Genomic DNA, 25137 nt, shown 5'->3' with positions numbered 1-25137 from the left:
TCTATTTGTTTATTGTATTTAATTTGCGTGGCAATTGGTGGGCTGAATTATTTAAGACCGATTTTATTAATAGCTCTGAATGTATACGACCAGAAGTGATTTAGCCAGACCCTTTCGGGTGAATAGCCTGGCTAAACGAAATATAGCGGGACGCTTTATTTTTCGCCCATCATCACCTGCAGCTTATCCGCCTCCGGCAGGCCGACAACCTGCTGCAGCATATTTTCTTTATTCATATAGTAAATAGCCGGAGTGGCGTTAGCGCCCAGCTGGTCCATCAGCTGCTGGTTTTGGTTGAGGAGGCGCATTTTTTCCGCCGGGATGTTTGCCGGGATCTCAATTTTCATTTTCCCGGCCGATTTTTCGTAATCGTGCCAGGTTTTTGCCGGATCGCGGCTGGCGAGAATGGCGGCGGCTACCGGCGTACTCTCCGGTTTGATAACGCCTACCAGCAGCGTGCGAATCTGCACTTTCCCCGACTCGACCCAGGGGCGAGCCTGCTGCCAGAACTGCTTGCAGTACGGGCAGAAGGGATCGGCGAAGACGTAGAGAATAATCGGCGCCTCTTTTTTGCCGTCCAGCAGCCAGCTGGCGGCCTCCATCTGCTGCCACATCTGCTGGCCTGCCGGAGTATAGAGTTCTTTCTGGAACAGCTGTTCGCTAAGATTGGTGCCGTTTTCGTCATACATGTAGCCGGAGATGGCGTGCTTGCCGTCGGGCGTCAGATAGATAGCGACGCCCATATCCTGATATTTACCCAGCCAGCCCTTCACTCCGCCCGGCGCTTCGAAGGGCTTAATGATGGTAATACCCTGTTTTTCAATCGCTTTTACGGGAGCAGGGAGATCTTCTGCATAGCTGCATAAGGGGAAAAGGCTCAGGAAAAGCAGACGTTTTAACATGATTATTCCTTGTAAAATCAATATAGAAGCTACGGCAGATGATGGAACCTATCACAGCTATAGGCAAGACCTGCACCCGGGCCGATTGCCCTTTGCGAAGGCGGATGGTGTAATCGCGGATGCTGTTACATTAAGGTAATGTAGAGCGCAACGCATAGCCAGCCTGCCTGGCGCTGAAGCTACCTGCGGGTATTTCAGGTAAGAGGGCCGCCTGAGAGGGCGGCCTTTTTACGTTATCGGCGGCACTTGTCCCGACGGGTTCACAAAGTTGTCTTGTTGCGGTTGTTAGATATTGCTTATTGATTTGATAATGCAAACGCATTGCTCGGGTCAGGAAAAATTAGTTACCTTAGACCTCAACGAAAACACGGAGGAAGTATAGATGTCCTTAATTAACACTAAAATCAAACCTTTCAAAAACCAGGCGTTCAAAAACGGCGAATTCATCGAAGTTACCGAGAAAGATACCGAAGGCCGCTGGAGCGTCTTCTTCTTCTATCCGGCTGACTTCACCTTCGTATGCCCGACTGAACTGGGCGACGTTGCTGACCATCACGAAGAGCTGCAGAAACTGGGCGTAGACGTCTACTCTGTTTCCACCGATACCCACTTTACTCACAAAGCATGGCACAGCAGCTCTGACACCATCGCTAAAATCAAGTATGCGATGATTGGTGACCCGACTGGCGCCCTGACCCGTAACTTCGAAAACATGCGTGAAGACGAAGGTCTGGCCGACCGCGGCACCTTTATCGTTGACCCGCAGGGCATCATTCAGGCGATCGAAGTTACAGCTGAAGGTATCGGCCGCGATGCGTCTGACCTGCTGCGTAAAATCAAAGCAGCGCAGTACGTTGCTTCCCACCCAGGCGAAGTTTGCCCGGCTAAATGGAAAGAAGGTGACGCGACTCTGGCTCCGTCCCTGGACCTGGTCGGCAAAATCTAAAATTTCCATGTCTTTCACGTCATGGCGGCGTTGGCGTCACCTGCTTACCCCGGTCACTTACTTATGTAAGCTCCCGGGGATTCCCAGGCTAGCCGCCTTGCCCTGACGCGAAATCCACAGGAAATTTGTATTATTCAACGGGTACATCGTTGTGCCCGTTTTTCTTCCAAACCCCATGATGCAAGCCGCATTCAGGCAGCCGTGAGGCCGCTTGCATGATGACGTTTTAAGAGAGGGATAAGCAGATGCTCGACGTAAATATGAAAACCCAGCTCAGGGCCTACCTTGAGAAACTGACTAAGCCTGTTGAGCTGATTGCTACGCTGGACGACAGCGCTAAATCGGCAGAAATCAAAGAACTGCTGGCGGAAATCGCTGAGCTGTCTGAGAAAGTGACGTTTAAAGAGGACAACGCGCTCGCCGTGCGTAAACCGTCTTTCTTGATTACTAATCCAGGTTCTACCCAGGGGCCGCGCTTTGCCGGCTCTCCGCTGGGGCATGAGTTTACCTCTCTGGTGCTGGCGCTGCTGTGGACCGGCGGCCATCCGTCGAAAGAGACCCAGGCCCTGCTGGAACAGATCCGCGACCTCGACGGTGACTTTGAGTTTGAAACCTACTACTCGCTCACCTGCCATAACTGCCCGGACGTGGTGCAGGCGCTGAACCTGATGGCGGTGCTGAACCCGCGTATTAAGCATACGGCGATCGACGGCGGGACCTTCCAGAATGAGATTACCGATCGTAACGTGATGGGCGTTCCGGCGGTCTTTGTCAACGGCCAGGAGTTTGGTCAGGGGCGTATGACGCTGGCAGAGATCGTCGCCAAAGTTGACACCGGCGCGGAGAAACGCGCGGCGGAAGAGCTGAACAAGCGCGACGCTTACGACGTGCTGATCGTCGGCTCCGGTCCATCCGGCGCGGCGGCGGCGGTTTACTCGGCGCGTAAAGGCATTCGTACCGGCCTGATGGGCGAACGTTTCGGCGGCCAGGTGCTGGATACCGTTGATATCGAAAACTATATTTCGGTACCTAAAACCGAAGGCCAGAAGCTGGCCGGGGCGCTGAAGGTTCACGTCAACGATTATAATGTCGACGTCATTGACTCGCAGAGCGCGTCGAAACTGATCCCGGCGGCGGTAGAAGGCGGCCTGCATCAGGTTGAAACCGCCTCCGGCGCGGTGCTGAAAGCGCGCAGCGTGATCATCGCCACCGGCGCTAAATGGCGTAACATGAACGTGCCTGGCGAAGATCAGTACCGCACCAAAGGGGTGACCTACTGCCCGCACTGCGATGGCCCGCTGTTTAAAGGCAAGCGCGTGGCGGTGATCGGCGGCGGTAACTCGGGCGTTGAGGCGGCAATCGATCTGGCGGGCGTGGTGGAACACGTGACGCTGCTGGAGTTCGCGCCGGAAATGAAGGCGGATCAGGTGCTGCAGGACAAAGTTCGTAGCCTGAAAAACGTCGATATCATTCTTAGCGCGCAGACCACGGAAGTGGTCGGCGATGGCAGTAAAGTGACCGGATTGCAGTATCGCGATCGGCTGAGCGGTGATGAGCATCACGTCGAGCTGGCGGGGATCTTCGTACAGATTGGCCTGCTGCCTAATACCACCTGGCTGGAAGGCGCGATTGAGCGTAACCGGATGGGTGAAATTATCATCGATGCGAAGTGCGAAACTAACGTCAAAGGCGTGTTCGCCGCGGGCGACTGCACCACCGTACCGTACAAGCAGATTATTATCGCCGCCGGCGAAGGGGCCAAAGCCTCCCTGAGCTCGTTTGACTATCTGATTCGGACGAAAACCGCATAATAAAAGCAAGTAAGACCGACCTGCACAGTAAAGAGGCTACCCAATGGTAGCCTCTTTTTTTATCGCCTTTCCGCACGCCTTCGCTTATCTGACCACCATTACCGGAATATGCGCGTGGCGAATAACGCTCGAGGCATTAGAACCAAGCAAATGGGTGCTGATAGACGGATTGCGTGAGCCAATGACGACCACGTCGGCGTTAATTTCATCGCCCAGCTCGTTCACCATATCCCGCACGCTACCGAAGCGGACGTGCTTTTTAATTCGCGAGGGATCGATACTGAAGTGCCCGGCCATGGTGGTTAGCCGGGTTTCCGCTTCATGCTGTAGATGCTCTTCAAAGCGGCGCAGGTCTGCGGTGAATCGGCTCATGGTGAAGCTGGATGAGCCCGGCAATACGTGGAGCAGGTGAATAATTCCGTCCTGCTGGGCCAAAAACTCCGCATGGCGGATGGCCTTGTCGCTTAACTCCATCTCGAAAACGTCAACCGGCATAATGATTGTTTTATACATATGCATTCCTCCTTGTTCGACTGTTTCTATATCAACATATTATATGAAGATATTGTGCCATTCAGGTCGCAAAACTGTCAGATCCGCTTCAGGGAGGCGTAAAAGTTTGTCAGGGTGGGGAGGGACAGAAAGAGGATGCGAAGACATCCTCTGGATAAGGCGCGGAACGCCTCAGGCTGCGGGACGGTTAGCGATGAAACTCGCCCGCAGCTTCCGGCTGGTATAGCAGCTCCAGGACTTCGAGGTGCGCAGAGGCGCCGCCCGGCAGCTCCCAGTGAATGGCGCTGCCGACCTTCAGGCCCAGCAGCGCGGCACCGACGGGAGCAAGTACCGAAAGCTGGGTGGCGCTATCGGTGACCTGAGAGGGGAAAACCAGCGTCCGCACGCGCTCTTCGCCACTGGACAAATCGCGGAATCTGACGGTGCTGTTCATGCTGACGACATCATGCGGCATCGCTTCCGGCGCCAGCATCTGCGCGCGATCCAGCTCTTCGTTCAGCGCATCGGCGACCGGGGAACTGGCGAATGCCGGCTGCTCGAGCAGCCTGTCGATGCGTTCGGCATCGAACTCATTAATGATGATTGCGGGTCTGGTCATTGCATACTCCATGTTATCCAGGAACCTGTCCGTAAAAGAAAACCCTCGCCGAAAATGGCAAGGGTTAATGTCTTCCCATCATACTGAGACTTGCCGGCGGTTTGAAGTGATTAAACGCACATTAAGCAACGATCGCGAACGGGGGAGATGAAATTTATGCCGCAACCGCCACCGCTGGAAAAATCGTCGGCTCGCCCCTTCCGGTACATACGGAGAGCCGGTGAGCGCTTTTGATAAACTCACTCGCGATGACGGCTGCTATCTCTATTTTAATTACCGACCTTATCCAGAACGAACTGCTTGCCGCAGTTGCCCGGATGGGGCTGGGGCAGGAAGGCATTGGCGGAGAGCGGCGCATTGATGGCCGCGGCCTTGATGGCGATCTGGATTTCGGTTAGATAGGCCGGATTGCCGCTGCAGGTCAGCTTGAAGGCCTTAACGCTCTGTTTGCCGTAGGCCTCGGCGATGGCCGCATCGAAGTCGTCGCGGCTGACGCTCTGCCCGTAGCGCTTCGCCAGGAACGCCCCGAGGGCGCTGCGTTTCACTTCGCCGCCGAGGCGGACCATGGTGCCGAAGTAGCTGTCGGGATCGAAACCAAAACAGACGCCGTGCTTCGCGTATTCGTAGCGCTCAAGGCAGGAGTTGCCGCCGGAGCCGGGCATCACGCTGTTGAGCTTATTGGCCATCTCCAGCGACAGGCCGGTTTCCGCCGCCTGGCATTTCCGCCCGGCTTTGACCTCCGGCGTATTGGGCACCGGGCGCGTGGCGCAGCCAAAACGCATCCAGCGGCGCTCGTCCACGCCGCGAGCGGCGATGGATTTCGGCAGACCCGGCCACAGGCCGTGTACGGTGAGGTAATCGGTTTTGTTGGCCGTTTCCTGCTGCAGGCGGCACTCTTCCGGTTCGCTGCGGTTTCGGTCATGCATGCTCTGGCAGAAGCCGGTTTGCCAGGAGAGGGCCAGTACGTAGCGGTCGAAATCGCCGTATTGTGTTGCGGTGAGCGGTTCAGCGCCGACCTGGGTTGCCGTTAGCAAGAGGGCAATGGCGACGAAATCCTTCCTGAACATTTTTATTCCTGATAGTGGATGGTAATGAGTTCCTCGAGTTATTAAAGCATAAAAAAGGCGCCCGCTGGCGCCTTTTCACTTTTATTGAACGGTGGTTCCGGGCACCAGAATTTCGGTGGCGATAATCACCACCAGCAGGCCAACGAGAACCGGTACCGAAGTCCGCTTCACCACTTCAAACGGTGAGATTTTTGCCATCCCGGCGACGGCAACCACCACGCCCGATACCGGGGAGATGGTGCGGCCGAGGTTGGAGGCCTGCAGCATCGGGATTGACAGATAGGCCGGGTTAATGCCCGATGAGTGCGCCAGTTTCGGGATCATCTCCACGAAGGCGTAAAACGGCGCGTTGCCCGATCCGGTTGTCATCGCCGCCAGCATTGTCAGCACCACCAGCACCAGCATCAGAATAATGCTGGCGGAGCCAAACGAGGTGGCAATCGAAATCAGGCTATTGATAAAGCCGATGGTGCTCAGGCCCTGGGCAAAAACGCCGGCGGCGACCAGCAGCATGACCACGCCGGCAAAGGCGTCGGCCATGCCGCGATAGGCGGCTTCCAGTCCGTTAAAGACGTTTTTGGTGTTAAAGCCGCGGCAGAATTCCAGCACCGCCGCCAGCAGCATGCAGAGCACCAGGATGGCGATAATATGCAGCTCCGGGCCCCATTTCCCGTCGAAGATCAGCACGCCGATAATGGGCGTGAAGGGCAGAATGGCGTAGAAGGCGGGGGCGGTTGTGGTTATCTCGTTGACGTCGAGCATTTCGTGAGAGGCGTTCTCTTTCTTATCCAGATAGCGCTGCCAGAAAAAGTGGGCAATCGCCATGCTGATTATCGCCACGATGGAGATTGGCAGCGTAGTCTTAAAGGCAAAATCGATGAGCGGCATTTCGGCGGCCTTCGCGGCGAGGACGACATCGCCGGAGGTCGGGGAGAGGATAATGGCCGCCGGGGAGGCGCAAATAGCCGCCGCCGCGCCGCGGCTGATCCCGACGTTGACCATCACCGGGAACAGCGTTGCCATCAGCAGCACGCCGAGGCCGGTCGCCGAAGAGACGGCCAGCGACATCAGGCAGGCGACAAAGTAGGCGGCGATCATCAGCAGGTAGGGGGAGTTAATGTAGCGCAGCGGCTTTGAGGCCAGCTTGACCACCATATCGTTGGCGCCAATATGCGTCATATAGGTGGCAAATCCGCAGAGCATCATGATCATCATGCCGAGGTCGCCGCCGCGGCTCATCAGCAGGATCTTGATATATTCGATGATGTCGGTCGCGGAATATCCCGTGCTTTTCGCCTCGCCGGGCAAAATTTTATGTCCCATCAGCGCGCTGACGATAAGCAGCGTCAGACCGCCAACAAAGAGCACTCCGGTGGCGGAGTACCCTTTGATGATATAGCGGGCGACGCCCACAATGACCACAATCCCGATAAGGATCTCAACTAGCGTAAGCATTATTTTACCCCTGAGGCATTAACCCAAAGAATCTGCTGATAAATAAAGTTGTGCAAAATTAAGTGAGGGAATGTGCCGAATAAATCGGCGAAACATGCTGATGCAAATCAATAAACCGATGAGAATTATCTAATCATCAGCCGGCGCGCGGGCGCTATCACAAAGTCAGCAGGCGGGGTTGTTGCGATTTCGTGGGCGGTAAATCAAGACTTTGCCTTATTTCGTTAAGGTTATATTAAGATTATATTTGCTACTTTATTCCGCTTTAAAATCGATATTGGTAACAGATAAGTGTTAAGACTACGTTGTGTTGTACCGTTTTTGCTCAGTTTTTCCGGCCTGCTACTCTCTGGCGGGATGGCAAATGCCTCATTCAGCTCGACGCTTCGCGACGGCTATAACACCTTAAGCGATAACGTTGCAGAGACCTGGCAGGAGCCGGAACACTACGACCTGTATGTTCCCGCGATCACCTGGCACGCCCGCTTTGCCTATGACAAAGAGAAAACCGACCGGTACAACGAGCGTCCCTGGGGGGCGGGTTTCGGCGTGTCGCGCTGGGATGATAAGGGCAACTGGCACGGCCTGTACGCGATGGCGTTTAAGGACTCATATAACAAATGGGAACCCATCGCCGGCTACGGCTGGGAGAAAACCTGGCGTCCGCTCGCCGACGATAACTTTCACCTTGGGCTCGGCTATACGCTTGGGGTGACCGCGCGCGACAACTGGCACTATATTCCGCTGCCGCTGGTACTGCCGCTGGCGTCTATCGGCTACGGCCCGGCGACGTTCCAGATGACCTATATCCCCGGCACCTATAACAACGGTAACGTTTACTTTGCCTGGGCCCGCTTTCAGTTTTAAATCCGCAATAGCTTAGCGATAAAAGAGCTGAGCGTTATGTTATGTGGAAAAACAATAACTAAAGCGCAACCACTAAAAAAGATAGCGACTTTTGTCACTTTTTAGCAAAGTTCGACTGGACAAAAGGCACCACAATTGATGTACTGGACCGCGACACAGTATCAGTGTCTTTTTTTCATATAAAGGTAATTTTGATGTCTAAGATTAAAGGTAACGTTAAGTGGTTTAATGAGTCCAAAGGATTCGGTTTCATTACTCCGGAAGATGGCAGCAAAGATGTATTCGTACATTTCTCTGCAATCCAGTCCAACGGTTTCAAAACTCTGGCTGAAGGTCAGCGCGTAGAGTTCGAAATCACTAACGGTGCCAAAGGCCCTTCTGCTGCAAACGTAAACGCTATCTAAGCAACGCGTCAGTAGAATATGAAAACCCGCGCTTAGCGGGTTTTTTTTTGCCTGCCGTTAGCGGCTGGTGGCGTGAGAAAACAGCCAGAATGCCGCTGCCGTCATGGCGAAGGAGCCCAGCAGGTTGACCAGAATATTGAGCAGGGCCCAGCTGAAGCGCCCCTGCTGCAGCAGGAACACCACTTCCGCTGAGAAGGTGGAGAAGGTCGTCAATCCGCCGCAAAAGCCGGTGGTGATGAGCAGCTTCCACATCGGGTCGATATCGGTCAGCCGGTTAAACCAGGCGAGGCCGGCGCCGATGATAAAGGCGCCCAGCAGGTTGGCCGTTAGCGTGCCAACGGGAATGGCGTGGTGCATGGGGTTAAACTTCATTCCTAACCACCAGCGCAGTACGCTGCCGGTGCCGCCGCCAAGAAAAACGGCTAAAAGTAGTTGTGACACGCTCGTTCCCTGCTATTTGGTTAATGGTGGGGAGTGAGTGTAGCGCGCAGAATGCGTCGCTGGCTATGAATTCGCGAACGGGAGAGTAAGATGCTGGTTGCTGCTGGACAATTTGCCGTCACCCCGGAGTGGCGGGTGAATGCGCAAACCTGCGTAGCGCTGATGGCTGAAGCCGCTGAACGGGGAGCGTCGCTGCTGGTGCTGCCCGAGGCGCTGCTGGCGCGTGACGATAACGACCCGGATCTATCGGTTAAATCGGCGCAGGAGGTGGATGGCGGCTTCTTACGGCTGCTGCGCGAGGAGAGCCGTAATAACGGCTTAACCACCATTCTGACGATTCACGTGCCTTCCGGCGAGGGACGCGCGGCGAATACGCTGGTGGCGATACGCCGCGGCGAGGTTATTGCCCAATACCAGAAGCTACACTTATATGATGCGTTTACTATACAGGAGTCGCGGCGCGTTGATGCCGGCCGGCAGATCCCGGCGCTGATTGAGGTCGACGGGGTTCGGGTTGGCCTGATGACCTGCTATGATTTACGCTTTCCGGAGCTGGCGTTGAGCCTCGCGCTGAGCGGCGCCGGGATCCTCGTTCTCCCCACCGCGTGGGTGAGAGGGCCAATGAAGGAGCACCACTGGGCGACGCTGCTGGCCGCCCGCGCTCTGGATACCACCTGCTATATCGTGGCGGCGGGCGAGTGCGGCAACCGTAATATTGGCCAAAGCCGGATTATCGACCCGCTTGGCACGACGCTGGCCGGCGCGGCGGAGCGGCCGCAGATGATTTTTGCCGACGTTTCCGTAGATTATCTTCGCCAGGTGCGCGAGCGCCTGCCGGTGCTGCAGAACCGTCGCTTTGCGCCACCGCAATTATTGTGACGTTTTTTTAAACAGAGCTTGATTCACCTTGTTACAGATTGCTATTGTGTCCGCGCGTCAAATAGCCGTTAATTGTTCGCGTGTATGATGGCGTATTCGCAGATTGTTTTAGAGAAGAAGGTTAGCTATGGGTGAGATTAGTATTACCAAACTGCTGGTTGTCGCAGCACTGATTATTTTAGTGTTTGGTACCAAAAAACTACGTACGCTGGGTGGAGACCTGGGTTCGGCTATCAAAGGCTTTAAGAAAGCGATGAACGATGACGATAGCGCGAAGAAAACCAGTGCGGAAGAAGAAACTCCGGCACAGAAGCTCTCTCATAAAGAGTAATTAAACGCCTGCTCCCCGACAGCGGGAGCAGGCTGCCGCCAGGCGTCAGCCTGCACGGATAAGAGGCCGCAGCGATTATCGTTGCGGCCTCTTTTTGTATCCTGCAAGGTCATTGGCAGAAAAAATGCAACCAACTGTAACCACGCCGGCGGATTCGCCGTTGGCAAAAAGATGGCATAACGCAAGGAGAGATGACCGCCGCATGCGGGAAACGCGCGGCGGTCGAGGGGGAATTACTTCACTTCCATCCCTTTGGCCTGCAGATCGGCGTGATAGGACGAACGGACGAACGGGCCGCAGGCGGCGTGGGTGAAGCCCATGGCCATTGCTTCGGCTTTCATCTCTTCGAACTCGTCCGGGCTAACGTAGCGCTGTACCGGCAGGTGGTGACGGCTCGGCTGCAGATACTGGCCTAAGGTTAGCATGGTGACGCCGTGGCGACGCAGGTCGCGCATAACTTCGACGATTTCCGCGTTGGTTTCGCCAAGGCCGACCATCAGACCCGATTTAGTTGGGATCTCCGGGTGCGCTTCTTTGAAGCTTTCCAGCAGCTTTAACGACCAGTTGTAATCGGCGCCCGGGCGTACCTGGCGATAGAGACGCGGCACGTTTTCCAGGTTGTGGTTAAAGACGTCCGGCGGCGTAACCTTGAGGATGTCCAGCGCGCGATCCATACGGCCGCGGAAGTCCGGAACCAGGGTTTCAATCTTAATCGACGGGTTTTTCTCACGGATGGCGCTGATGCAATCGGCGAAATGCTGGGCGCCGCCGTCGCGAAGGTCATCGCGGTCGACGGAGGTGACGACGACGTACTTCAGGCCCATGTCGGCGATGGTTTGCGCGAGCTTCTGCGGTTCATTAGCATCCGGGGTCACCGGACGACCGTGCGCGACGTCGCAGAACGGGCAGCGGCGGGTGCAGATCGCGCCGAGGATCATAAAGGTTGCCGTTCCGTGGTTGAAGCATTCCGCAAGATTTGGGCAAGAAGCTTCTTCGCACACGGAGTGCAAACCGTTCTTACGCATCGCTGCTTTGATACCCTGGATACGGGACGAGTCAGCCGGAAGTTTGATTTTCATCCATTCCGGTTTTCTGAGCAGAGCTTCACGCTCAGTTGCCACGTTTTTCACCGGGATAAGGGCCATTTTATCGGCGTCGCGGTACTTAACACCGCGTTCCATCACAATGGGTTTACTCATAGCGTGCGTGTTCCAGTTGCGAGTACGAAGGAAAGCGAATTAATTCAAGTAAATGTTGTATTTATCAACTATTTTTGAATTAGGGAGAGGCAGTATACCATTGATACGGGACAGAAAGCAGCCTACCTGTTCGGCAAATTGTAAAATAGTTGTTGTTTTATGCTTTCCCTCACGTGCGGTATAGATTAAAAAGCCTGACGAACCGTCTCAATAACCTCATTTAGCAGCGGTTCCTGGGCGCTGAGCTTGTTGTAATGAATTGAAATGTCGATAGTTTCATCCGCGAGCGGCGGGTAGCCCAGCGCTGCTGATGCGGGCTGCCGGTTAGTTCGGTGGGGCCCGGCTGCGGAAGCTTTTTTCCACTCTGCGTTTCCTGCCATAGCGAATAGCGCAGGTATAGCGGTCAGCGCCGCCGCCGCCGTTTGTGGCAGCTAATTGCAAATAGAATGGCTTAACGAAGGTCCGGCGTAAAAGCGGCGCCCCGGAAAGCCGGGACGCGCGGATTTATTCTGCGGAAAGATACTCGTGCGGCGGGTTGTCGAGCAGCGCCAGCAGGTTGGCAACCAGGCGCGGCGCCACGATTTGCGGCACCGCTTCGGGCTGCCACTGGCGCATTTGCGCCATCTCCATTCCGGCATAGCCGCAGGGGTTAATCCGCAGGAACGGCGAGAGGTCCATTGCGATATTGAGCGCCAGGCCGTGGAACGAGCAGCCTTTGCGAATGCGCAAGCCCAGCGAGCAGATCTTTTGCTCTCCGACGTAAACCCCGGGCGCATCGGCGCGCGGGTGCGACTCAATGCCGTACTCGGCGAGGGTATTGACCACGGTCTGCTCGAGCAGCGTCACCAGCTCGCGTACGCCCAGCTTGCGGCGCTTGAGATTGAGCAGCACGTACATCACCTGCTGGCCCGGCCCGTGATAGGTCACCTGGCCGCCGCGATCGCTTTGAATGACCGGAATATCCCCCGCCACCAGAACGTGCTCCGCTTTCCCCGCCTGGCCCTGGGTAAAGACCGGGTGATGCTCAACCAGCCAGATTTCGTCGAGGGTTGTTTCATCGCGCGCGTCGGTAAAGTCGTGCATTGCCTGCGAAACGGGGGCGTAAGGCTGCAGGCCGAGTTGCCGAATGAGGATTTTATTGTGCTGCAAAACAACGTCTCCGCACAGAGAAGTGATTTAAGTCAGCGAGTATATCACAGCGGGGAGGGGGATTGCCCGGCGCGGGGCCGGGCAAGGGGATGGTTACAGCACCATCCGGACGATGTCGATATTACCCAGCTCTTCGTACAGGGTTTCGACCTGTTCGATGTGGGTGGCGTTGATGGTGATAGAAACCGAGTGGTAGTTACCTTTGCTGCTCGGCTTTACCTGCGGAGAGTAATCACCAGGCGCATGGCGCTGTACCACTTCCACCACCTGATCAACCAGCTCAGGCAACGCCTGCCCCATTACTTTGTAAGTAAATGGAGTAGGGAATTCAAGCAGTTCGTTAAGTTTGGTTTTCATGTCAGCTCCGGTGTTACGACAAAAAATAATAACTCCCACAAGATGCGGGAGTTATCAGGTTACTTTGATAGTTAGTATATGGGGATGTAAATCACACTTTCAAGCGTTCGATTTTTAACCAAACCAGTGATGGAACATTAATTTAATGTAATCAATCATTTTGCCGAAGAAATTACCTTCCGGGATCTCCTGCAGCACCACCAGCGGGCGCTGGTCGATAGTTTTGCCGTCCAGCTGGAAGTTAATGGTGCCGACAACCTGGTTTTTCTGCAGCGGCGCGTGCAGCTCGGTATTGCTCAGCACGTAGCTGGCCTTCAGGTCCTTCATGCGGCCGCGCGGAATGGTCAGGTACACGTCTTTATCGACGCCCAGCGATGCGCGATCGCTATCGCCAAACCAGGCCGGCTCGTAAGAGAACTCTTTGCCCGCCTTCAGCGGATTGACGGTTTCAAAGAAGCGGAAGCCCCAGGTCAGCAGCTTTTTGCTCTCGGACTCGCGACCTTTATAGGTGCGGCCCCCCATCACGGCGGAGATCAGGCGCATCTGACCTTCGGTCGCCGAGGCGACGAGGTTATAGCCCGCTTTATCGGTGTGGCCGGTTTTGATGCCGTCGACGTTGAGGCTGTTGTCCCACAGCAGCCCGTTACGGTTGAGCTGGCGGATGCCGTTAAAGGTGAACTCTTTTTCTTTGTAGATGGTGTATTCGTTCGGCACGTCGCGGATCAGCGCCTGGCCAATCAGCGCCATATCGCGCGCGGAGCTGAACTGCCCTTCGGCATCGAGGCCGTGTACGGTCTGGAAGTGGCTGTTTTTCAGGCCGAGGGCGTTGACGTAGCTGTTCATCAGACTGACGAAGGCGTCCTGGCTACCGGCGACGTAGTCGGCCATCGCCACGCAGGCGTCGTTCCCGGACTGCAGGTTGATGCCGCGGATCAGCTGGGAAACCGGCACCTGCATTCCTGGTTTAAGGAACATCAGGGAGGAACCTTTAAATACCGGGTTCCCGGTGGCCCATGCGTCGTTGCCCACGGTGACCAAATCAGACTCTTTGAACTTACCCGCCTTCATGGCCTGACCAATCACGTAGCTGGTCATCATTTTGGTCAGACTCGCCGGATCGCGGCGGGAATCGGCGTTATTTTCCGCCAGCACTTTGCCTGAATTGTAATCGATAAGTATCCAGGATTCGGCGTCAATCTGCGGCGCGCCTGGGATCATGGTTTTGAGATTCAGGTCATCGGCGTGGGCTGCGGAGGAGAGCGCGGCAACGGAGAGGGCCGTAACGAGTAAACGTGCGGTGAAAGAGATCTTCATGGTCTGAACAACGGCATCCGTGATGGAGTTAAAAAAAGTGCCCTACTATAACAAATGCTCTGCGGACCGGCATCCGACATCGCGCATGACTTTGTTAACGATTTTGTCATGCGCAATGCGCTACGGACGGCGGCCCGCCGCGTTTAGTTGGCGTGAGTAATAAATGACTGCAGCTGCGCTTCGCTTTGCAGACGCTGCTGAACGGTGCTGGCCTGCGGCTTGCTGGCGAACGGACCCAGCTGAATACGCCACACCGCGCCGTTTTGCACCACGCGGCCGGGAACGGAGAACTGCTGGCTCAGGCGCTGCTGATACTGCCGGGCGCGGGCCTGGTCGCTCACGGCGCCAACCTGCACCACATAATCGCCGCTGGCAGCCGCGCTGGAGCCGGTAGAGGCGGCGACAGCCGCAGTCGCAGTCGCAGTCGCCGTCGTCGCAGCGGCTGGCGCAACGCTACCCTGGATGGACCCCGGCGCGGTGACCGGCGCGGCCGGCTGTGCTACGGGTTCACTGCCTTCCAGCACGCCGTTATTCAGCGGCGTAGGGGCGCCAAGGAAGCCGCCGCTGTTGACCGGCGCGCCGACGCTATCGTCGGATTTCAGCGTTGAGTTACTGATGGCGCGCACGTCGGTTTGCGCCGGCTGATTGGTCGAGACGCCGCTGCCGCCGTCGAGATCCGGACGCGCCGGCAAAGCATAGGTTTGTTTGGCGACGGTGGTACAGGCCATTCCTGGGCCCGAGAGCGAGCCGTCCGGCGCGACGACGATCGGGTCGATGCGCACTTTGGTATTGTTCGAGGTGTTCAGGCGATCGGCGGAGGCGCGCGAAAGCGAGATCACGCGATCGTTGCCGTACGGGCCGCGATCGTTAATGCGCACCACGATCATCCGGCCGTTGGCGACGTTAGTAATACGCGCGTAGCTGGGAATGGGCAGCGTCGGATGCGCCGCGGTGAGCTGGGTTGGATCGAAGGCTTCACCGGAGGCGGTCAGGTTGCTGTTGGGCTCAGCATCATAAATCGCCGCCAGGCCAGTCTGGGTAAAATTAGACGGGTCCTGCACGATTTTATAGCTTTTACCGTCGCGTTCGTAATCCTGATTCGCCGTCGGATTCGGCGCTTCATAATGCGGATCGGCGCCGCTGATTTCGACGCTTGGGCCATTACAAACCGCCGGCTGCGGCGTGCTGACGGTTTTTTGTTGAACGTCTTCACCCGAACATGCCGCCAGCAGCCCCGCTGCTATGCAGATCCCCAGCCATTGCTTACGCATTGCGAACCCCTTTAAACGCTTTTCGACAACATTTTTCTGTGGGTGTGGATCGACATTACGATACCAAACCCGGCCATCAAGACGATCAGGGCTGAGCCCCCGTAGCTGACCAGCGGCAACGGTACCCCCACCACTGGCAAAATACCACTCACCATACCAATATTTACGAAGACATAAACGAATAAAATCAACATTAAACCACCGGCCATGACCCGACCGAAGGTGGTTTGCGCCTGGGCGGCAACCCACAGCCCGCGCATAATGAGCAGAATATAGAGCGCCAGCAGAACCAGCACGCCAATCAGCCCAAGCTCTTCGGCCAGGACCGCGAAGATAAAGTCGGTATGGCGTTCCGGCAGAAACTCCAGCTGCGACTGGGTGCCGTGCAGCCAGCCTTTGCCGCGCAATCCGCCGGAGCCAATAGCAATTTTAGACTGAATAATGTGATAGCCGGCGCCCAGCGGGTCGGTTTCCGGATCGAGCAGCATCATCACGCGCTGACGCTGGTAGTCGTGCATCAGGAAGAACCACAGAATAGGGATAAAGGCGGCGACCAGCACCACCGCTACGCCTATAAGGCGCCAGCTCAGCCCGGAAAGGAACAGCACAAACAGGCCGGAGAGGGCGATAAGGATAGAGGTCCCGAGGTCAGGCTGCGCCGCAACCAGCAGGGTCGGCAGGAAAATCAGCACCAGCGCAATGGCGGTATTTTTCAGCGAGGGCGGGCAGACGTCGCGGTTAATAAAGCGCGCCACCATCAGCGGAACGGCGATTTTGGCGATTTCCGAGGGTTGAAAGCGCACCACGCCGAGATCCAACCAGCGCTGGGCGCCTTTCGAGATCGCGCCGAAGGCATCTACCGCCACCAGCAGGATAATACAGAAGATATAGAGATAGGGCGCCCAGCCTTCATACACGCGCGGCGGGATTTGCGCCATGACGATCATAATCACGATGCCCATCGCGATCTGGCCAATTTTACGTTCCATCATCCCGATATCCTGGCCGCTCGCGCTCCAGATAACCAGCGCGCTGTAGGTCAGCAGCGCCAGCAGTATCAGCACCATGGTGGGATCGAGATGGATTTTATCCCATAGCGATCTTTTGTTTGGATTATCGGTCATTATTGATCCTCCCCCGCCGTCACCGCCGGATTTTCGCTCGGCAGATTCGTGTTGTTATCGCCCAGCATAATGTGATCGAGAATCTGGCGCATAATCGTACCGACCGCCGGACCCGCGCCGCCGTTCTCGAGAATGATCGCCACGGCAACCTGGGGGTTGTTGTAAGGCGCAAACGCCGTCATGAGCTTATGGTCACGCAGGCGCTCAGCGATTCTGTGCGCGTTATAGGTTTCATTGGCCTTCAGGCCGAATACCTGTGCCGTACCGGATTTCGCCGCGATTTTATAAGGCGCGCTGGCGAAGTACTTATGCGCGGTGCCGTTGCCGCGGTTGGCGACGCCGAACATGCCGTCTTTGGCTATCTCCCAAAAACCGGAGTGAATATCGCCGACCGGCGGCTCGTGCGGCTGAACCCACGGCACCTGCTTGCCGTCTTCGACGGTGCTTTGCAGCAGATGCGGCACTTTTACCACGCCGTCGTTAATCAGGATCATCAGCGCCTTGTTCATCTGAATTGGCGTGGCGGTCCAGTAGCCCTGGCCGATACCGACCGGAATGGTGTCCCCCTGATACCAGGGTTTTTTAAAGCGCTTCAGCTTCCATTCGCGGGTGGGCATATTCCCGGAGCGCTCTTCCGACAGATCGATGCCGGTATAGTTGCCGTAGCCGAACTTGTTCATCCATTCCGACAGGCGGTCGATGCCCATATCGTAGGCCACCTGATAGAAATAGGTATCCGCGGACTCTTCCAGCGCTTTGGTCACATTCAGGTGCCCGTGGCCCCACTTTTTCCAGTCGCGATAGCGTTTATCGGAGCCGGGCAGCTGCCACCAGCCGGGATCGAACAGGCTGGTGTTGCGGGTAATAACGTTGGCACTCAGCGCCGAAACGGCGACGTAAGGTTTCACCGTCGAGGCCGGCGGATAGACCCCCTGGGTGGCGCGGTTGACCAACGGCGTATTAGGATCGTTTAGCAGCCCGGAGTAGTCCTTGCTGGAGATGCCGTCGACGAACAGATTCGGATCGTAGCTCGGGGTGGAAACCAGCGCCAGAACGCTGCCGGTGCGCGGATCGGTGACCACCACCGCGGCGCGGCTGCCGGCCAGCAGCGTTTCAATATACTGCTGCAGCTTGAGATCGAGGGTTAAATAGATATCGCGCCCGGCCTGCGGCGGTACTTCTTTGAGCTGGCGAATGACGCGGCCGCGGTTGTTGACCTCAACCTCTTCGTAGCCGGTCTGCCCGTGCAGGACGTCTTCATAGTAGCGTTCGATACCCAGCTTGCCGATATCGTGGGTTGAAGCGTAGTTCGCCAGCTTGCCCTCTTTATCCAGGCGATCGACGTCTTTATCGTTAATTTTTGAGACATAGCCGATAACGTGGGTGAGGGCGGAGTTGTAGGGATAATATCGGCGCTTATAGCCTTTAACTTCGACGCCGGGAAAGCGGTACTGGTTGACCGCGAAACGGGCAACCTGCACTTCCGTCAGGTTAACCTTGACCGGAATAGAGGTGAAGCGATGGGAACGCGCGCGCTCCTTTTTAAACCCGGCGATGTCGTCATCCGTCAGGTCAATGACGTCACGCAGCCCGTCCAGCGTCTGCTGCACGTTATCGACTTTTTCCGGCATCATTTCCAGCTGATAGATGGTGCGGTTCAGCGCCAGGGGCGTGCCGTTACGGTCATAGATAATGCCGCGGCTTGGCGGGATGGGAACCAGCTTGATGCGGTTTTCGTTCGAGCGCGTCTGATAGTCCGTGTAGCGGACTATCTGTACGTTATAAAGATTGGCAACCAGTATGCCGGAAAACAGCAAAATCCCCAAAAAAGCGACCAGCGCCCGGCGCACAAAAAGCGAGGATTCAGCCGTATAGTCGCGGAAAGAATTCTGTAATTTCATTCGCTGCTTAGTCTACCCTGGTCATCATTATTCACGGTGGTAAGGGTGGTTGGTTGTAATACTCCACGCCCGATACAGGCTCTCCGCAACCAGTACGCGCACCAGCGGGTGAGGCAGGGTCAGGGTAGAGAGCGACCAGCTCTGTTCCGCCGCGGCTTTACACGCCGGAGAGAGCCCCTCCGGGCCGCCGATCAGCAGGCTGACGTCGCGGCCATCCTGCTTCCAGCGCTCCAGCTCGCGCGCCACCTGCGGCGTATCCCACGGCTTCCCCGGAATATCCAGGGTCACGATGCGGTTTTTACCCGCCGCCGCCAGCATCATCTCCCCTTCTTTTTCGAGAATGCGCTTGATATCGGCATTTTTACCGCGCTTACCGGCGGGGATTTCCAACAGCTCGAACGGCATATCTTTTGGAAAACGACGCAGATATTCACTAAAGCCGGTCTGAACCCAGTCCGGCATTTTGGTGCCAACGGCCACCAGCTGCAGCTTCACGCATTAACTCCAGAGTTTTTCCAGCTCGTACAGACGACGGCTCTCTTCCTGCATGACGTGAACCATGACGTCGCCAAGGTCGACAACAATCCAGTCGGCAGCGCTTTCGCCTTCTACGCCCAGCGGCAGCATGCCGGCGGCGCGGGACTCTTGTACCACATGGTCGGCGATGGACATGACGTGGCGCGTAGACGTGCCGGTGCAAATAATCATGCAATCTGTAATGCTGGATTTGCCATGAACGTCAATGGCGACGATGTCCTGACCTTTCAGGTCATCAATTTTGTCGATAACAAAATCCTGGAGTGCTTTACCCTGCAAGAGTTCCCCCTGGGTGAGTGAAGAGTGATAATAACAAACAGCCCGGCAGTATACCTGAACTCATAAAAAAGTCGGGATAAATGTCTGCCAACGGGCGCTGGAGGCGGCTATCATCCCATCCATCGCCGCTGATTGCATCGCCATTTTTGTAAAACATCTGTATGGCGGATACCTTCAGGCTGCGGAGAATAGCAGCCTGCTCCGACCTGTCAATGGTCTGGGCTGAATTCTTCTTCCGCCCGCCAGACGGCCCGGCTATTTAGTACCCGCAGGGTGGTGAAATCTGCACGCAGATCGAGCATGCTCCACGCGCCTTGCGCGATGGGGAAGCGCCACATAGTCGCCGCCGGCATCGCCAGCAGCAGGGCGGTTAACAGGCTAAGCACGCCCTGATGGCCGACGATGAGCAGATGGTCAAGATGCTGATACTGCGCCAGCTCCTCGCGAAATGCCGCGACCCGTCGGGCAAAATTCTGAAAACTTTCGCCGTTGGTGGGCGCCGCGTGCTGCCAGTCCGCGCACCAGGCGGCATAGTTTTCCGCATCTTCATGCTGTAAATCGCGATGGTGGCGCATTTCCCAGTCGCCGAAGAACATCTCGTTGAGGTTGGGAACAATCTCGCGGGGAATTGTCCTGTCGCCCAGCAGCAGGCTGGCGGTGTGCTGCGTGCGCTCAAGCTCGCTGCAAAGGACGCGGTCAAACGCCACCGCCCGCAGCTGCTGGCCAAGCCTGGCGGCCTGGGCCTCGCCGCGTTCGGTCAGGGGGGTGGGGGCCCGTCCGCTGTACAGACCGGCGGCGTTAGCCTGGGTTTCGCCATGACGAACTAACCATAATCTCATGATTATCCTCACTGAGCCGAAAAGGGAACGCCGGTCGGGCATTCGCGCTGAGGGTTAGCAATAGAGCTTTTGCTGATGAATATAGTCCAGGACGGCGGCCGGCAGCATATCGGCACAGGATTCGCCCTGCTCAAGGCGCTGGCGAATGAGGGTGGCTGAAATATCAAACCACGGCGTTTCCGCCAGATAGATAGCCCCGGCGGGGCGGCGGTGCAGCTGCTCGACATCGTGCGTTAAGTGTTTATCGAGCCAGCGCTGATCCTCCGGGCGCTTCATCGTCAGCGGGTAGCCCGGACGGCGGCAGACGATCAGGTGCACGTTATCCAGAATGCTGGCGTAGTCGTGCCAGGTCGGGAAGGTGAGCAAGGAGTCCTGGCCGATGATAAATGCCAGCGACGGCTTCGGCCCCTGATCCTGACGCCACTCCCGCAGCGTTTGCGCCGAATACGAGGGCGTCTGGCGCTGCAGCTCGCGATCGTCGAGCACGAACAGCGGCTTATCGGCGATAGCCAGTTCGAGCATATGCCTGCGCTGGGCGCTGGTTGCCTCCGGCTGGGGGCGATGCGGCGGCACGTTGTTAGGCACAATAATCACCTTCGCCAGGCCTATCTGATTTGCCAGAATCTCGACCGGTTTGAGGTGGCCGTAGTGCACCGGATCGAAGGTACCGCCGTACATTGCCTGCAGCTGAGCCATATCAACCATCGATAAACACGTCCGCCAGCGCTTTGTGGCAGAACAATAAAGAAAGGCTCTCTAATTCGGGCCAGATGCTGGTTCCGTAATCCTGCTTGAAGGTGAGCTCCGTGCGGGTCAGCAGAGTGACGGCCTGGCGCAGCTGGTCGCTACCCAGGCGGGTGAGCGCGTCGGTTAACAGCGGCCGGCGGTTTTGCCACACGCGATGCTTATCGAACAGCGCGCGCAGCGGCGTATGGGCCGACTGGCGCTTCAGGTTTACCAGCAGCAGCAGTTCTCGCTGCAGCGTGCGCAGCAGGATTGCGGGTTCGCTGCCTTCAAGCCTGAGCTGCTGCAGAATATGCAGCACGCGCTTGCTTTTGCCCGCCAGCAGCGCATCGACCCAGTGATACGGCGTAAAGTGGGCGGCATCGTTTACCGCCTGCTCGACGCGCGGCAGCGTGAGCTTGCCGTCCGGCCACAGCAGGGACAGGCGCTCCAGCGCCTGCGACAGCGCCAGCAGGTTGCCTTCGTAGCAGTAGCACAGCAGCTGGCTGGCGGCGTCGTCAAGCTGCAGATTATGCTGTTTGGCCCGCGCCGCCAGCCAGCGTGGGAGCTGCGCATGTTCCGGCGTCTGACAGCTTACCTGCACCGCGCGGCTGGCGAGGGCGGTGACCCATCCGGCGTTCTCCTGGGCTTTGGTCAGCTTATTGCCGCGCACTATCAGCAGCAAATCGTCATGCAGCATGCCGATAAGCGTCGCCAGCTGTTCGTTAATGGCCGCATTGGGGCCGTTTTCCGGCAGGACGAGAAGCAGCGTTTGACGGCTGGCGAACAGGCTCATGGCCTGGCTCAGCGAGAAGAGGGCGGGCCAGTCGGTACTGGCATCGAGGGTCGCGGTGTGGTGTTCGGTAAAGCCCTGGGGCGTAGCGGCTTCGCGAATCGCATCCTGGCTTTCCTGCAGCAGCAGAGGATCGCTGCCCAGCAGTAAATAGGCCGCGCGCAGCCCTTCGGTAAGCTGCGCGCGGAGTTGTTCAGGGTACAGCCGAATCATCAGTTACCCAGCGTGGTGGAGACGCGATTGCCAGAGGTTGAGGTGGCGGCGTTCTCCTCCTCTTTCGTGGCTTCGACATCCGCAACGTGGACGCTTGGCAGCTTACGAATCAGCTGCTCCGCCGCTTTGTCGTACATCTCCTGGATAATCATATCCTGCTCGGCATCTTTCGCTAACGCCGCCTGCGGGTTATCGAAGAACGAGCGGTAGACTTTCGTCGTGATCGGATAGATATCATGACCCGGGATCAGCACGCTGGCGTGAACCGTCATCACCATCTGATACTCAGCGGTACGTCCGTCTTGGAAAATGGAGGCCGTATCTTTCTGAATAGACGATGATTCCAGACGCAGAGAAGCAACATCCTTACGCAGCGTGCTGCCATCGAGCAGTTCAACCCCGTTGAGGCGCAGCTGGTTACGCACCGAACGGCTCAACGGCCCGTTCGGATCGCCCGACTGGAAGATCATGGTTTTCATTGCGGTTGGGACCTGGGTAGTACTGCGCAGGTGCCAGCCGCATCCGGCGGTGATTAACACCGCCAGAGATAACAACAATGTTGCCAGATATCGCACGCTTCCTCCTGCGCTTAGCCAACGACCAGATTGAGCAGTTTGCCCGGAACGTAGATCACTTTACGTACGGTGACGCCGTCAAGATACTTCGCGACCAGATGTTCCTGACCCGCGCGGGCGCGGACCTGATCTTCGGTGGCATCGACCGGTACGGTAATTTTACCACGAACCTTACCATTAACCTGGACGACGACCAGAGTGGTATTTTCCACCATTGCGCTGTCGTCGGCGACCGGCCACGGCGCGCTGTCGATATCGCCTTCGCCGCCCAGCTCCTGCCATAAGGTGAAGCTCGCGTGCGGGGTGAACGGGTTAAGCATACGCACTACCGCCAGCAGCGCTTCACGCATCAGCGCGCGATCCTGCTCGCCTTCCTGCGGGGCTTTCGCCAGCTTGTTCATCAGCTCCATGATCGCCGCGATCGCGGTGTTGAAGGTCTGACGACGGCCGATATCATCGGTAACTTTAGCAATGGTTTTGTGCACGTCGCGGCGCAGCGCCTGCTGATCTTCGCTCAGGCTGGCAGCGTCGAGGGCGATAGCCGGGCCCTGAGTCGTGTGCTCGTAGACCAGCTTCCAGACGCGCTTGAGGAAGCGGTTTGCCCCTTCAACGCCGGACTCCTGCCATTCAAGAGTCATATCCGCCGGAGAGGCGAACATCATGAACAGACGCACGGTATCCGCGCCGTAGCGCTCAACCATCACCTGCGGGTCGATGCCGTTGTTCTTCGACTTGGACATTTTGCTCATGCCGGTATACACCAGCTCGCGGCCCTGCGGATCGAAGGCTTTGACGATACGGCCTTTCTCATCGCGCTCGACGGTGGCATCAACCGGGGAGACCCAGTTGCGCTCGCCGTTTTCGCCGAGGTAGTAGAAGGCGTCTGCCAGCACCATACCCTGGCACAGCAGCTGCTTAGCCGGCTCGTCAGAGTTAACCATGCCCGCGTCGCGCATCAGCTTGTGGAAGAAGCGGAAGTAGAGCAGGTGCATGATCGCATGTTCGATGCCGCCGATGTAAATATCAACCGGCAGCCAGTAGTTTGCCGCTTGCGGATCCAGCATGCCCTGGTCGTACTGCGGGCAGGTGTAGCGCGCGTAGTACCAGGAGGATTCCATAAAGGTATCAAAGGTGTCGGTTTCACGCAGCGCAGGCTGGCCGTTAACGGTGGTTTTGGCCCACTCCGGGTCGGCTTTAATCGGGCTGGTGATGCCGTCCATGACCACGTCTTCCGGCAGAATAACCGGCAGCTGATCTTCCGGTGTCGGCATAACGGTGCCGTCTTCGAGGGTGACCATCGGGATCGGCGCGCCCCAGTAGCGCTGACGGGAAACGCCCCAGTCGCGCAGACGGTAGTTCACTTTACGCTCGCCGACGCCCATTGCCGCCAGCTTGTCGGCGATGGCGTTGAAGCCCGCTTCAAAGCTCAGGCCGCTGAACTCGCCGGAATTAAACAGCACGCCTTTTTCCGTCAGCGCCTGTTCGGACAGATCTGGCTCAGAGCCGTCCGCCGCGAGGATAACCGGCTTGATGTTGAGGCCGTATTTGCTGGCAAACTCGTAGTCGCGCTGGTCGTGGCCCGGAACCGCCATCACCGCGCCGGTACCGTACTCCATCAGCACGAAGTTGGCCGCCCATACCGGAATTTCTTCGCCGGTCAGCGGATGAATCGCTTTAAAGCCGGTGTCGACGCCTTTTTTCTCCATCGTCGCCATTTCAGCTTCCGCGACTTTGGTGTTGCGGCATTCGTCGATAAACGCTGCCAGCGCCGGGTTACCGGCCGCCGCCTGCTGTGCCAGCGGGTGGCCCACGGCTACGGCCAGGTAGGTGCAGCCCATAAAGGTATCGGGACGGGTGGTGTAGACGGTCAGCTTGTCGGCGTAGTCGTTGACGTTGAAGGAGATTTCGGCCCCTTCAGAACGGCCGATCCAGTTGCGCTGCATGGTCTTAACGGTATCCGGCCAGTGATCCAGGTTATCCAGATCTCTCAGCAGTTCGTCGGCGTAGGCGGTAATTTTGATAAACCACTGCGGGATCTCTTTGCGCTCAACTTTGGTATCGCAGCGCCAGCAGCAGCCGTCGATAACCTGTTCGTTGGCGAGCACGGTCTGGTCGTTAGGGCACCAGTTCACCGCGGAGGTTTTCTTATATACCAGACCTTTTTTATACAGTTCGGTGAAGAACTTCTGCTCCCAGCGGTAGTATTCCGGGGTGCAGGTCGCCACTTCACGGCTCCAGTCGTAGCCGAAGCCCAGCTTTTTCAGCTGGTTTTTCATGTAGGCGATGTTGTCATAGGTCCACGGCGCCGGCGCCGTATTGTTTTTCACCGCCGCGCCTTCTGCCGGCAGGCCGAACGCATCCCAGCCGATGGGCTGCAGGACGTTTTTGCCGAGCATGCGCTGGTAGCGGGCGATCACATCGCCGATGGTGTAGTTACGCACGTGGCCCATGTGTAGTCGGCCAGAAGGATAAGGTAGCATCGACAGGCAGTAATATTTCTCTTTGCTCTCGTCTTCAGTGACTTCAAATGTACGATTATCGTCCCAGTGAAGCTGGACTTTCGATTCTATCTCTTCCGGGCGGTATTGCTCTTGCATGGCAGCCAGTGGTCCTGTTTTCAATACAGCTACAAATGTAGCCAATGGATGT

26 protein-coding genes are annotated in these 25137 nt (G+C 57.0%); 6 read left to right on the top strand and 20 right to left on the bottom strand.

What is annotated here, in order from left to right; translation table 11 throughout:
• Positions 1-155 precede the first annotated feature (155 nt).
• Positions 156-902, bottom strand: a complete 747-nt coding sequence (gene dsbG, locus AC1M2H_RS19990; RefSeq protein ID WP_480148738.1) for a thiol:disulfide interchange protein DsbG — start codon at positions 900-902, stop codon at positions 156-158.
• Between the two features lie 382 nt (positions 903-1284).
• Here dsbG and ahpC point away from each other — a divergent pair, with 382 nt between their 5' ends.
• Together ahpC and ahpF are read left to right on the top strand one after the other, a co-directional pair.
• Positions 1285-1848 (top strand): alkyl hydroperoxide reductase subunit C, encoded by a 564-nt coding sequence (ahpC, locus tag AC1M2H_RS19985; RefSeq protein ID WP_045854446.1) that lies wholly within the window; start codon positions 1285-1287, stop codon positions 1846-1848.
• 245 nt (positions 1849-2093) lie between these two features.
• Complete coding sequence (gene ahpF, locus AC1M2H_RS19980; protein ID WP_480148736.1) at positions 2094-3659, top strand: alkyl hydroperoxide reductase subunit F; 1566 nt, start codon at positions 2094-2096, stop codon at positions 3657-3659.
• A gap of 84 nt (positions 3660-3743) precedes the next feature.
• Here ahpF and uspG read toward each other — a convergent pair whose 3' ends face one another.
• From uspG to dcuC, 4 genes are all read right to left on the bottom strand, one after another.
• On the bottom strand, positions 3744-4172 hold the full coding sequence (gene uspG, locus AC1M2H_RS19975) for a universal stress protein UspG (RefSeq protein ID WP_480148735.1): 429 nt from the start codon (positions 4170-4172) through the stop codon (positions 3744-3746).
• Between the two features lie 187 nt (positions 4173-4359).
• A complete protein-coding gene (gene rnk, locus AC1M2H_RS19970; RefSeq protein ID WP_480148734.1) occupies positions 4360-4770 on the bottom strand; it encodes a nucleoside diphosphate kinase regulator in 411 nt (136 codons plus the stop codon).
• A 269-nt stretch (positions 4771-5039) separates the two neighbouring features.
• The gene (rna, locus tag AC1M2H_RS19965) at positions 5040-5837 is read right to left on the bottom strand and encodes a ribonuclease I (protein ID WP_480148733.1); all 798 of its coding nucleotides are present in this window, start codon (positions 5835-5837) and stop codon (positions 5040-5042) included.
• A gap of 81 nt (positions 5838-5918) precedes the next feature.
• Positions 5919-7292: an anaerobic C4-dicarboxylate transporter DcuC gene (gene dcuC / locus AC1M2H_RS19960; RefSeq protein WP_480148732.1), complete on the bottom strand. Its 1374-nt coding sequence runs from the start codon at positions 7290-7292 to the stop codon at positions 5919-5921.
• Between the two features lie 357 nt (positions 7293-7649).
• On the opposite strand from dcuC, the gene pagP reads away from it, so the two are divergent.
• Together pagP and cspE are read left to right on the top strand one after the other, a co-directional pair.
• Positions 7650-8159 carry a lipid IV(A) palmitoyltransferase PagP gene (pagP, locus tag AC1M2H_RS19955; RefSeq protein ID WP_480148731.1) on the top strand — a complete coding sequence of 170 codons (510 nt, stop codon included), beginning with the start codon at positions 7650-7652 and terminating at the stop codon, positions 8157-8159.
• A gap of 194 nt (positions 8160-8353) precedes the next feature.
• Positions 8354-8563 carry a transcription antiterminator/RNA stability regulator CspE gene (gene cspE / locus AC1M2H_RS19950; RefSeq protein ID WP_004859511.1) on the top strand — a complete coding sequence of 70 codons (210 nt, stop codon included), beginning with the start codon at positions 8354-8356 and terminating at the stop codon, positions 8561-8563.
• 57 nt (positions 8564-8620) lie between these two features.
• Here the strand turns inward: cspE and crcB are convergent, their stop codons facing one another.
• Positions 8621-9004, bottom strand: coding sequence for a fluoride efflux transporter CrcB (gene crcB, locus AC1M2H_RS19945; RefSeq protein WP_480148730.1), 384 nt, complete (start codon positions 9002-9004; stop codon positions 8621-8623).
• 90 nt (positions 9005-9094) lie between these two features.
• On the opposite strand from crcB, the gene AC1M2H_RS19940 reads away from it, so the two are divergent.
• Together AC1M2H_RS19940 and tatE are read left to right on the top strand one after the other, a co-directional pair.
• The gene (locus AC1M2H_RS19940; protein ID WP_480148729.1) at positions 9095-9883 is read left to right on the top strand and encodes a deaminated glutathione amidase; all 789 of its coding nucleotides are present in this window, start codon (positions 9095-9097) and stop codon (positions 9881-9883) included.
• Between the two features lie 127 nt (positions 9884-10010).
• Positions 10011-10214: a twin-arginine translocase subunit TatE gene (tatE, locus tag AC1M2H_RS19935; protein ID WP_076944924.1), complete on the top strand. Its 204-nt coding sequence runs from the start codon at positions 10011-10013 to the stop codon at positions 10212-10214.
• Positions 10215-10447: 233 nt separating this feature from the next.
• On the opposite strand, the gene lipA is transcribed toward tatE, so the two are convergent.
• The 14 genes from lipA to leuS form a co-directional block, all read right to left on the bottom strand.
• A complete protein-coding gene (gene lipA, locus AC1M2H_RS19930) occupies positions 10448-11413 on the bottom strand; it encodes a lipoyl synthase (RefSeq protein ID WP_045854456.1) in 966 nt (321 codons plus the stop codon).
• Positions 11414-11917: 504 nt separating this feature from the next.
• Positions 11918-12562, bottom strand: coding sequence for a lipoyl(octanoyl) transferase LipB (gene lipB / locus AC1M2H_RS19925; RefSeq protein WP_480148728.1), 645 nt, complete (start codon positions 12560-12562; stop codon positions 11918-11920).
• Positions 12563-12655: 93 nt separating this feature from the next.
• Positions 12656-12919 (bottom strand): DUF493 family protein YbeD, encoded by a 264-nt coding sequence (gene ybeD, locus AC1M2H_RS19920; protein ID WP_004859527.1) that lies wholly within the window; start codon positions 12917-12919, stop codon positions 12656-12658.
• Positions 12920-13033: 114 nt separating this feature from the next.
• Positions 13034-14233, bottom strand: coding sequence for a D-alanyl-D-alanine carboxypeptidase DacA (gene dacA, locus AC1M2H_RS19915; protein ID WP_480148727.1), 1200 nt, complete (start codon positions 14231-14233; stop codon positions 13034-13036).
• A gap of 143 nt (positions 14234-14376) precedes the next feature.
• Positions 14377-15504 carry an endolytic peptidoglycan transglycosylase RlpA gene (gene rlpA, locus AC1M2H_RS19910; protein ID WP_480148726.1) on the bottom strand — a complete coding sequence of 376 codons (1128 nt, stop codon included), beginning with the start codon at positions 15502-15504 and terminating at the stop codon, positions 14377-14379.
• Positions 15505-15515: 11 nt separating this feature from the next.
• The gene (gene mrdB, locus AC1M2H_RS19905) at positions 15516-16628 is read right to left on the bottom strand and encodes a peptidoglycan glycosyltransferase MrdB (protein WP_464414824.1); all 1113 of its coding nucleotides are present in this window, start codon (positions 16626-16628) and stop codon (positions 15516-15518) included.
• Complete coding sequence (gene mrdA, locus AC1M2H_RS19900; RefSeq protein WP_480148725.1) at positions 16628-18529, bottom strand: peptidoglycan DD-transpeptidase MrdA; 1902 nt, start codon at positions 18527-18529, stop codon at positions 16628-16630. Before mrdA ends, mrdB begins: the two co-directional genes overlap by 1 nt.
• A 27-nt stretch (positions 18530-18556) precedes the next feature.
• Positions 18557-19024, bottom strand: coding sequence for a 23S rRNA (pseudouridine(1915)-N(3))-methyltransferase RlmH (gene rlmH, locus AC1M2H_RS19895; RefSeq protein WP_041144581.1), 468 nt, complete (start codon positions 19022-19024; stop codon positions 18557-18559).
• Between the two features lie 3 nt (positions 19025-19027).
• Positions 19028-19345, bottom strand: coding sequence for a ribosome silencing factor (rsfS, locus tag AC1M2H_RS19890; protein ID WP_004859547.1), 318 nt, complete (start codon positions 19343-19345; stop codon positions 19028-19030).
• 209 nt (positions 19346-19554) lie between these two features.
• Positions 19555-20184 (bottom strand): adenosylcobalamin/alpha-ribazole phosphatase, encoded by a 630-nt coding sequence (locus AC1M2H_RS19885; RefSeq protein WP_480148724.1) that lies wholly within the window; start codon positions 20182-20184, stop codon positions 19555-19557.
• Between the two features lie 54 nt (positions 20185-20238).
• The gene (gene nadD, locus AC1M2H_RS19880; RefSeq protein ID WP_480148723.1) at positions 20239-20889 is read right to left on the bottom strand and encodes a nicotinate-nucleotide adenylyltransferase; all 651 of its coding nucleotides are present in this window, start codon (positions 20887-20889) and stop codon (positions 20239-20241) included.
• Positions 20882-21913 (bottom strand): DNA polymerase III subunit delta, encoded by a 1032-nt coding sequence (gene holA / locus AC1M2H_RS19875; protein ID WP_480148722.1) that lies wholly within the window; start codon positions 21911-21913, stop codon positions 20882-20884. Before holA ends, nadD begins: the two co-directional genes overlap by 8 nt.
• Positions 21913-22488: an LPS assembly lipoprotein LptE gene (gene lptE, locus AC1M2H_RS19870; protein ID WP_480148721.1), complete on the bottom strand. Its 576-nt coding sequence runs from the start codon at positions 22486-22488 to the stop codon at positions 21913-21915. Before lptE ends, holA begins: the two co-directional genes overlap by 1 nt.
• A gap of 14 nt (positions 22489-22502) precedes the next feature.
• Positions 22503-25085, bottom strand: a complete 2583-nt coding sequence (leuS, locus tag AC1M2H_RS19865) for a leucine--tRNA ligase (RefSeq protein ID WP_480148720.1) — start codon at positions 25083-25085, stop codon at positions 22503-22505.
• Positions 25086-25137 lie beyond the last annotated feature (52 nt).

It is taken from the genome of Klebsiella sp. F11, assembly GCF_056712265.1.
This window is presented reverse-complemented; position numbering and strand designations above follow the sequence as displayed.

What these genes read in the sequence shown, in the direction of transcription:
- dsbG (WP_480148738.1), bottom strand. Translation starts at nt 902, where the DNA reads ATGTTAAAACGTCTGCTTTTCCTGAGCCTTTTCCCCTTATGCAGCTAT.
- ahpC (WP_045854446.1), top strand. Translation starts at nt 1,285, where the DNA reads ATGTCCTTAATTAACACTAAAATCAAACCTTTCAAAAACCAGGCGTTC.
- ahpF (WP_480148736.1), top strand. Translation starts at nt 2,094, where the DNA reads ATGCTCGACGTAAATATGAAAACCCAGCTCAGGGCCTACCTTGAGAAA.
- uspG (WP_480148735.1), bottom strand. Translation starts at nt 4,172, where the DNA reads ATGTATAAAACAATCATTATGCCGGTTGACGTTTTCGAGATGGAGTTA.
- rnk (WP_480148734.1), bottom strand. Translation starts at nt 4,770, where the DNA reads ATGACCAGACCCGCAATCATCATTAATGAGTTCGATGCCGAACGCATC.
- rna (WP_480148733.1), bottom strand. Translation starts at nt 5,837, where the DNA reads ATGTTCAGGAAGGATTTCGTCGCCATTGCCCTCTTGCTAACGGCAACC.
- dcuC (WP_480148732.1), bottom strand. Translation starts at nt 7,292, where the DNA reads ATGCTTACGCTAGTTGAGATCCTTATCGGGATTGTGGTCATTGTGGGC.
- pagP (WP_480148731.1), top strand. Translation starts at nt 7,650, where the DNA reads ATGGCAAATGCCTCATTCAGCTCGACGCTTCGCGACGGCTATAACACC.
- cspE (WP_004859511.1), top strand. Translation starts at nt 8,354, where the DNA reads ATGTCTAAGATTAAAGGTAACGTTAAGTGGTTTAATGAGTCCAAAGGA.
- AC1M2H_RS19940 (WP_480148729.1), top strand. Translation starts at nt 9,095, where the DNA reads ATGCTGGTTGCTGCTGGACAATTTGCCGTCACCCCGGAGTGGCGGGTG.
- tatE (WP_076944924.1), top strand. Translation starts at nt 10,011, where the DNA reads ATGGGTGAGATTAGTATTACCAAACTGCTGGTTGTCGCAGCACTGATT.
- lipA (WP_045854456.1), bottom strand. Translation starts at nt 11,413, where the DNA reads ATGAGTAAACCCATTGTGATGGAACGCGGTGTTAAGTACCGCGACGCC.
- ybeD (WP_004859527.1), bottom strand. Translation starts at nt 12,919, where the DNA reads ATGAAAACCAAACTTAACGAACTGCTTGAATTCCCTACTCCATTTACT.
- dacA (WP_480148727.1), bottom strand. Translation starts at nt 14,233, where the DNA reads ATGAAGATCTCTTTCACCGCACGTTTACTCGTTACGGCCCTCTCCGTT.
- rlpA (WP_480148726.1), bottom strand. Translation starts at nt 15,504, where the DNA reads ATGCGTAAGCAATGGCTGGGGATCTGCATAGCAGCGGGGCTGCTGGCG.
- mrdB (WP_464414824.1), bottom strand. Translation starts at nt 16,628, where the DNA reads ATGACCGATAATCCAAACAAAAGATCGCTATGGGATAAAATCCATCTC.
- mrdA (WP_480148725.1), bottom strand. Translation starts at nt 18,529, where the DNA reads ATGAAATTACAGAATTCTTTCCGCGACTATACGGCTGAATCCTCGCTT.
- AC1M2H_RS19885 (WP_480148724.1), bottom strand. Translation starts at nt 20,184, where the DNA reads ATGAGATTATGGTTAGTTCGTCATGGCGAAACCCAGGCTAACGCCGCC.
- nadD (WP_480148723.1), bottom strand. Translation starts at nt 20,889, where the DNA reads ATGGTTGATATGGCTCAGCTGCAGGCAATGTACGGCGGTACCTTCGAT.
- holA (WP_480148722.1), bottom strand. Translation starts at nt 21,913, where the DNA reads ATGATTCGGCTGTACCCTGAACAACTCCGCGCGCAGCTTACCGAAGGG.
- leuS (WP_480148720.1), bottom strand. Translation starts at nt 25,085, where the DNA reads ATGCAAGAGCAATACCGCCCGGAAGAGATAGAATCGAAAGTCCAGCTT.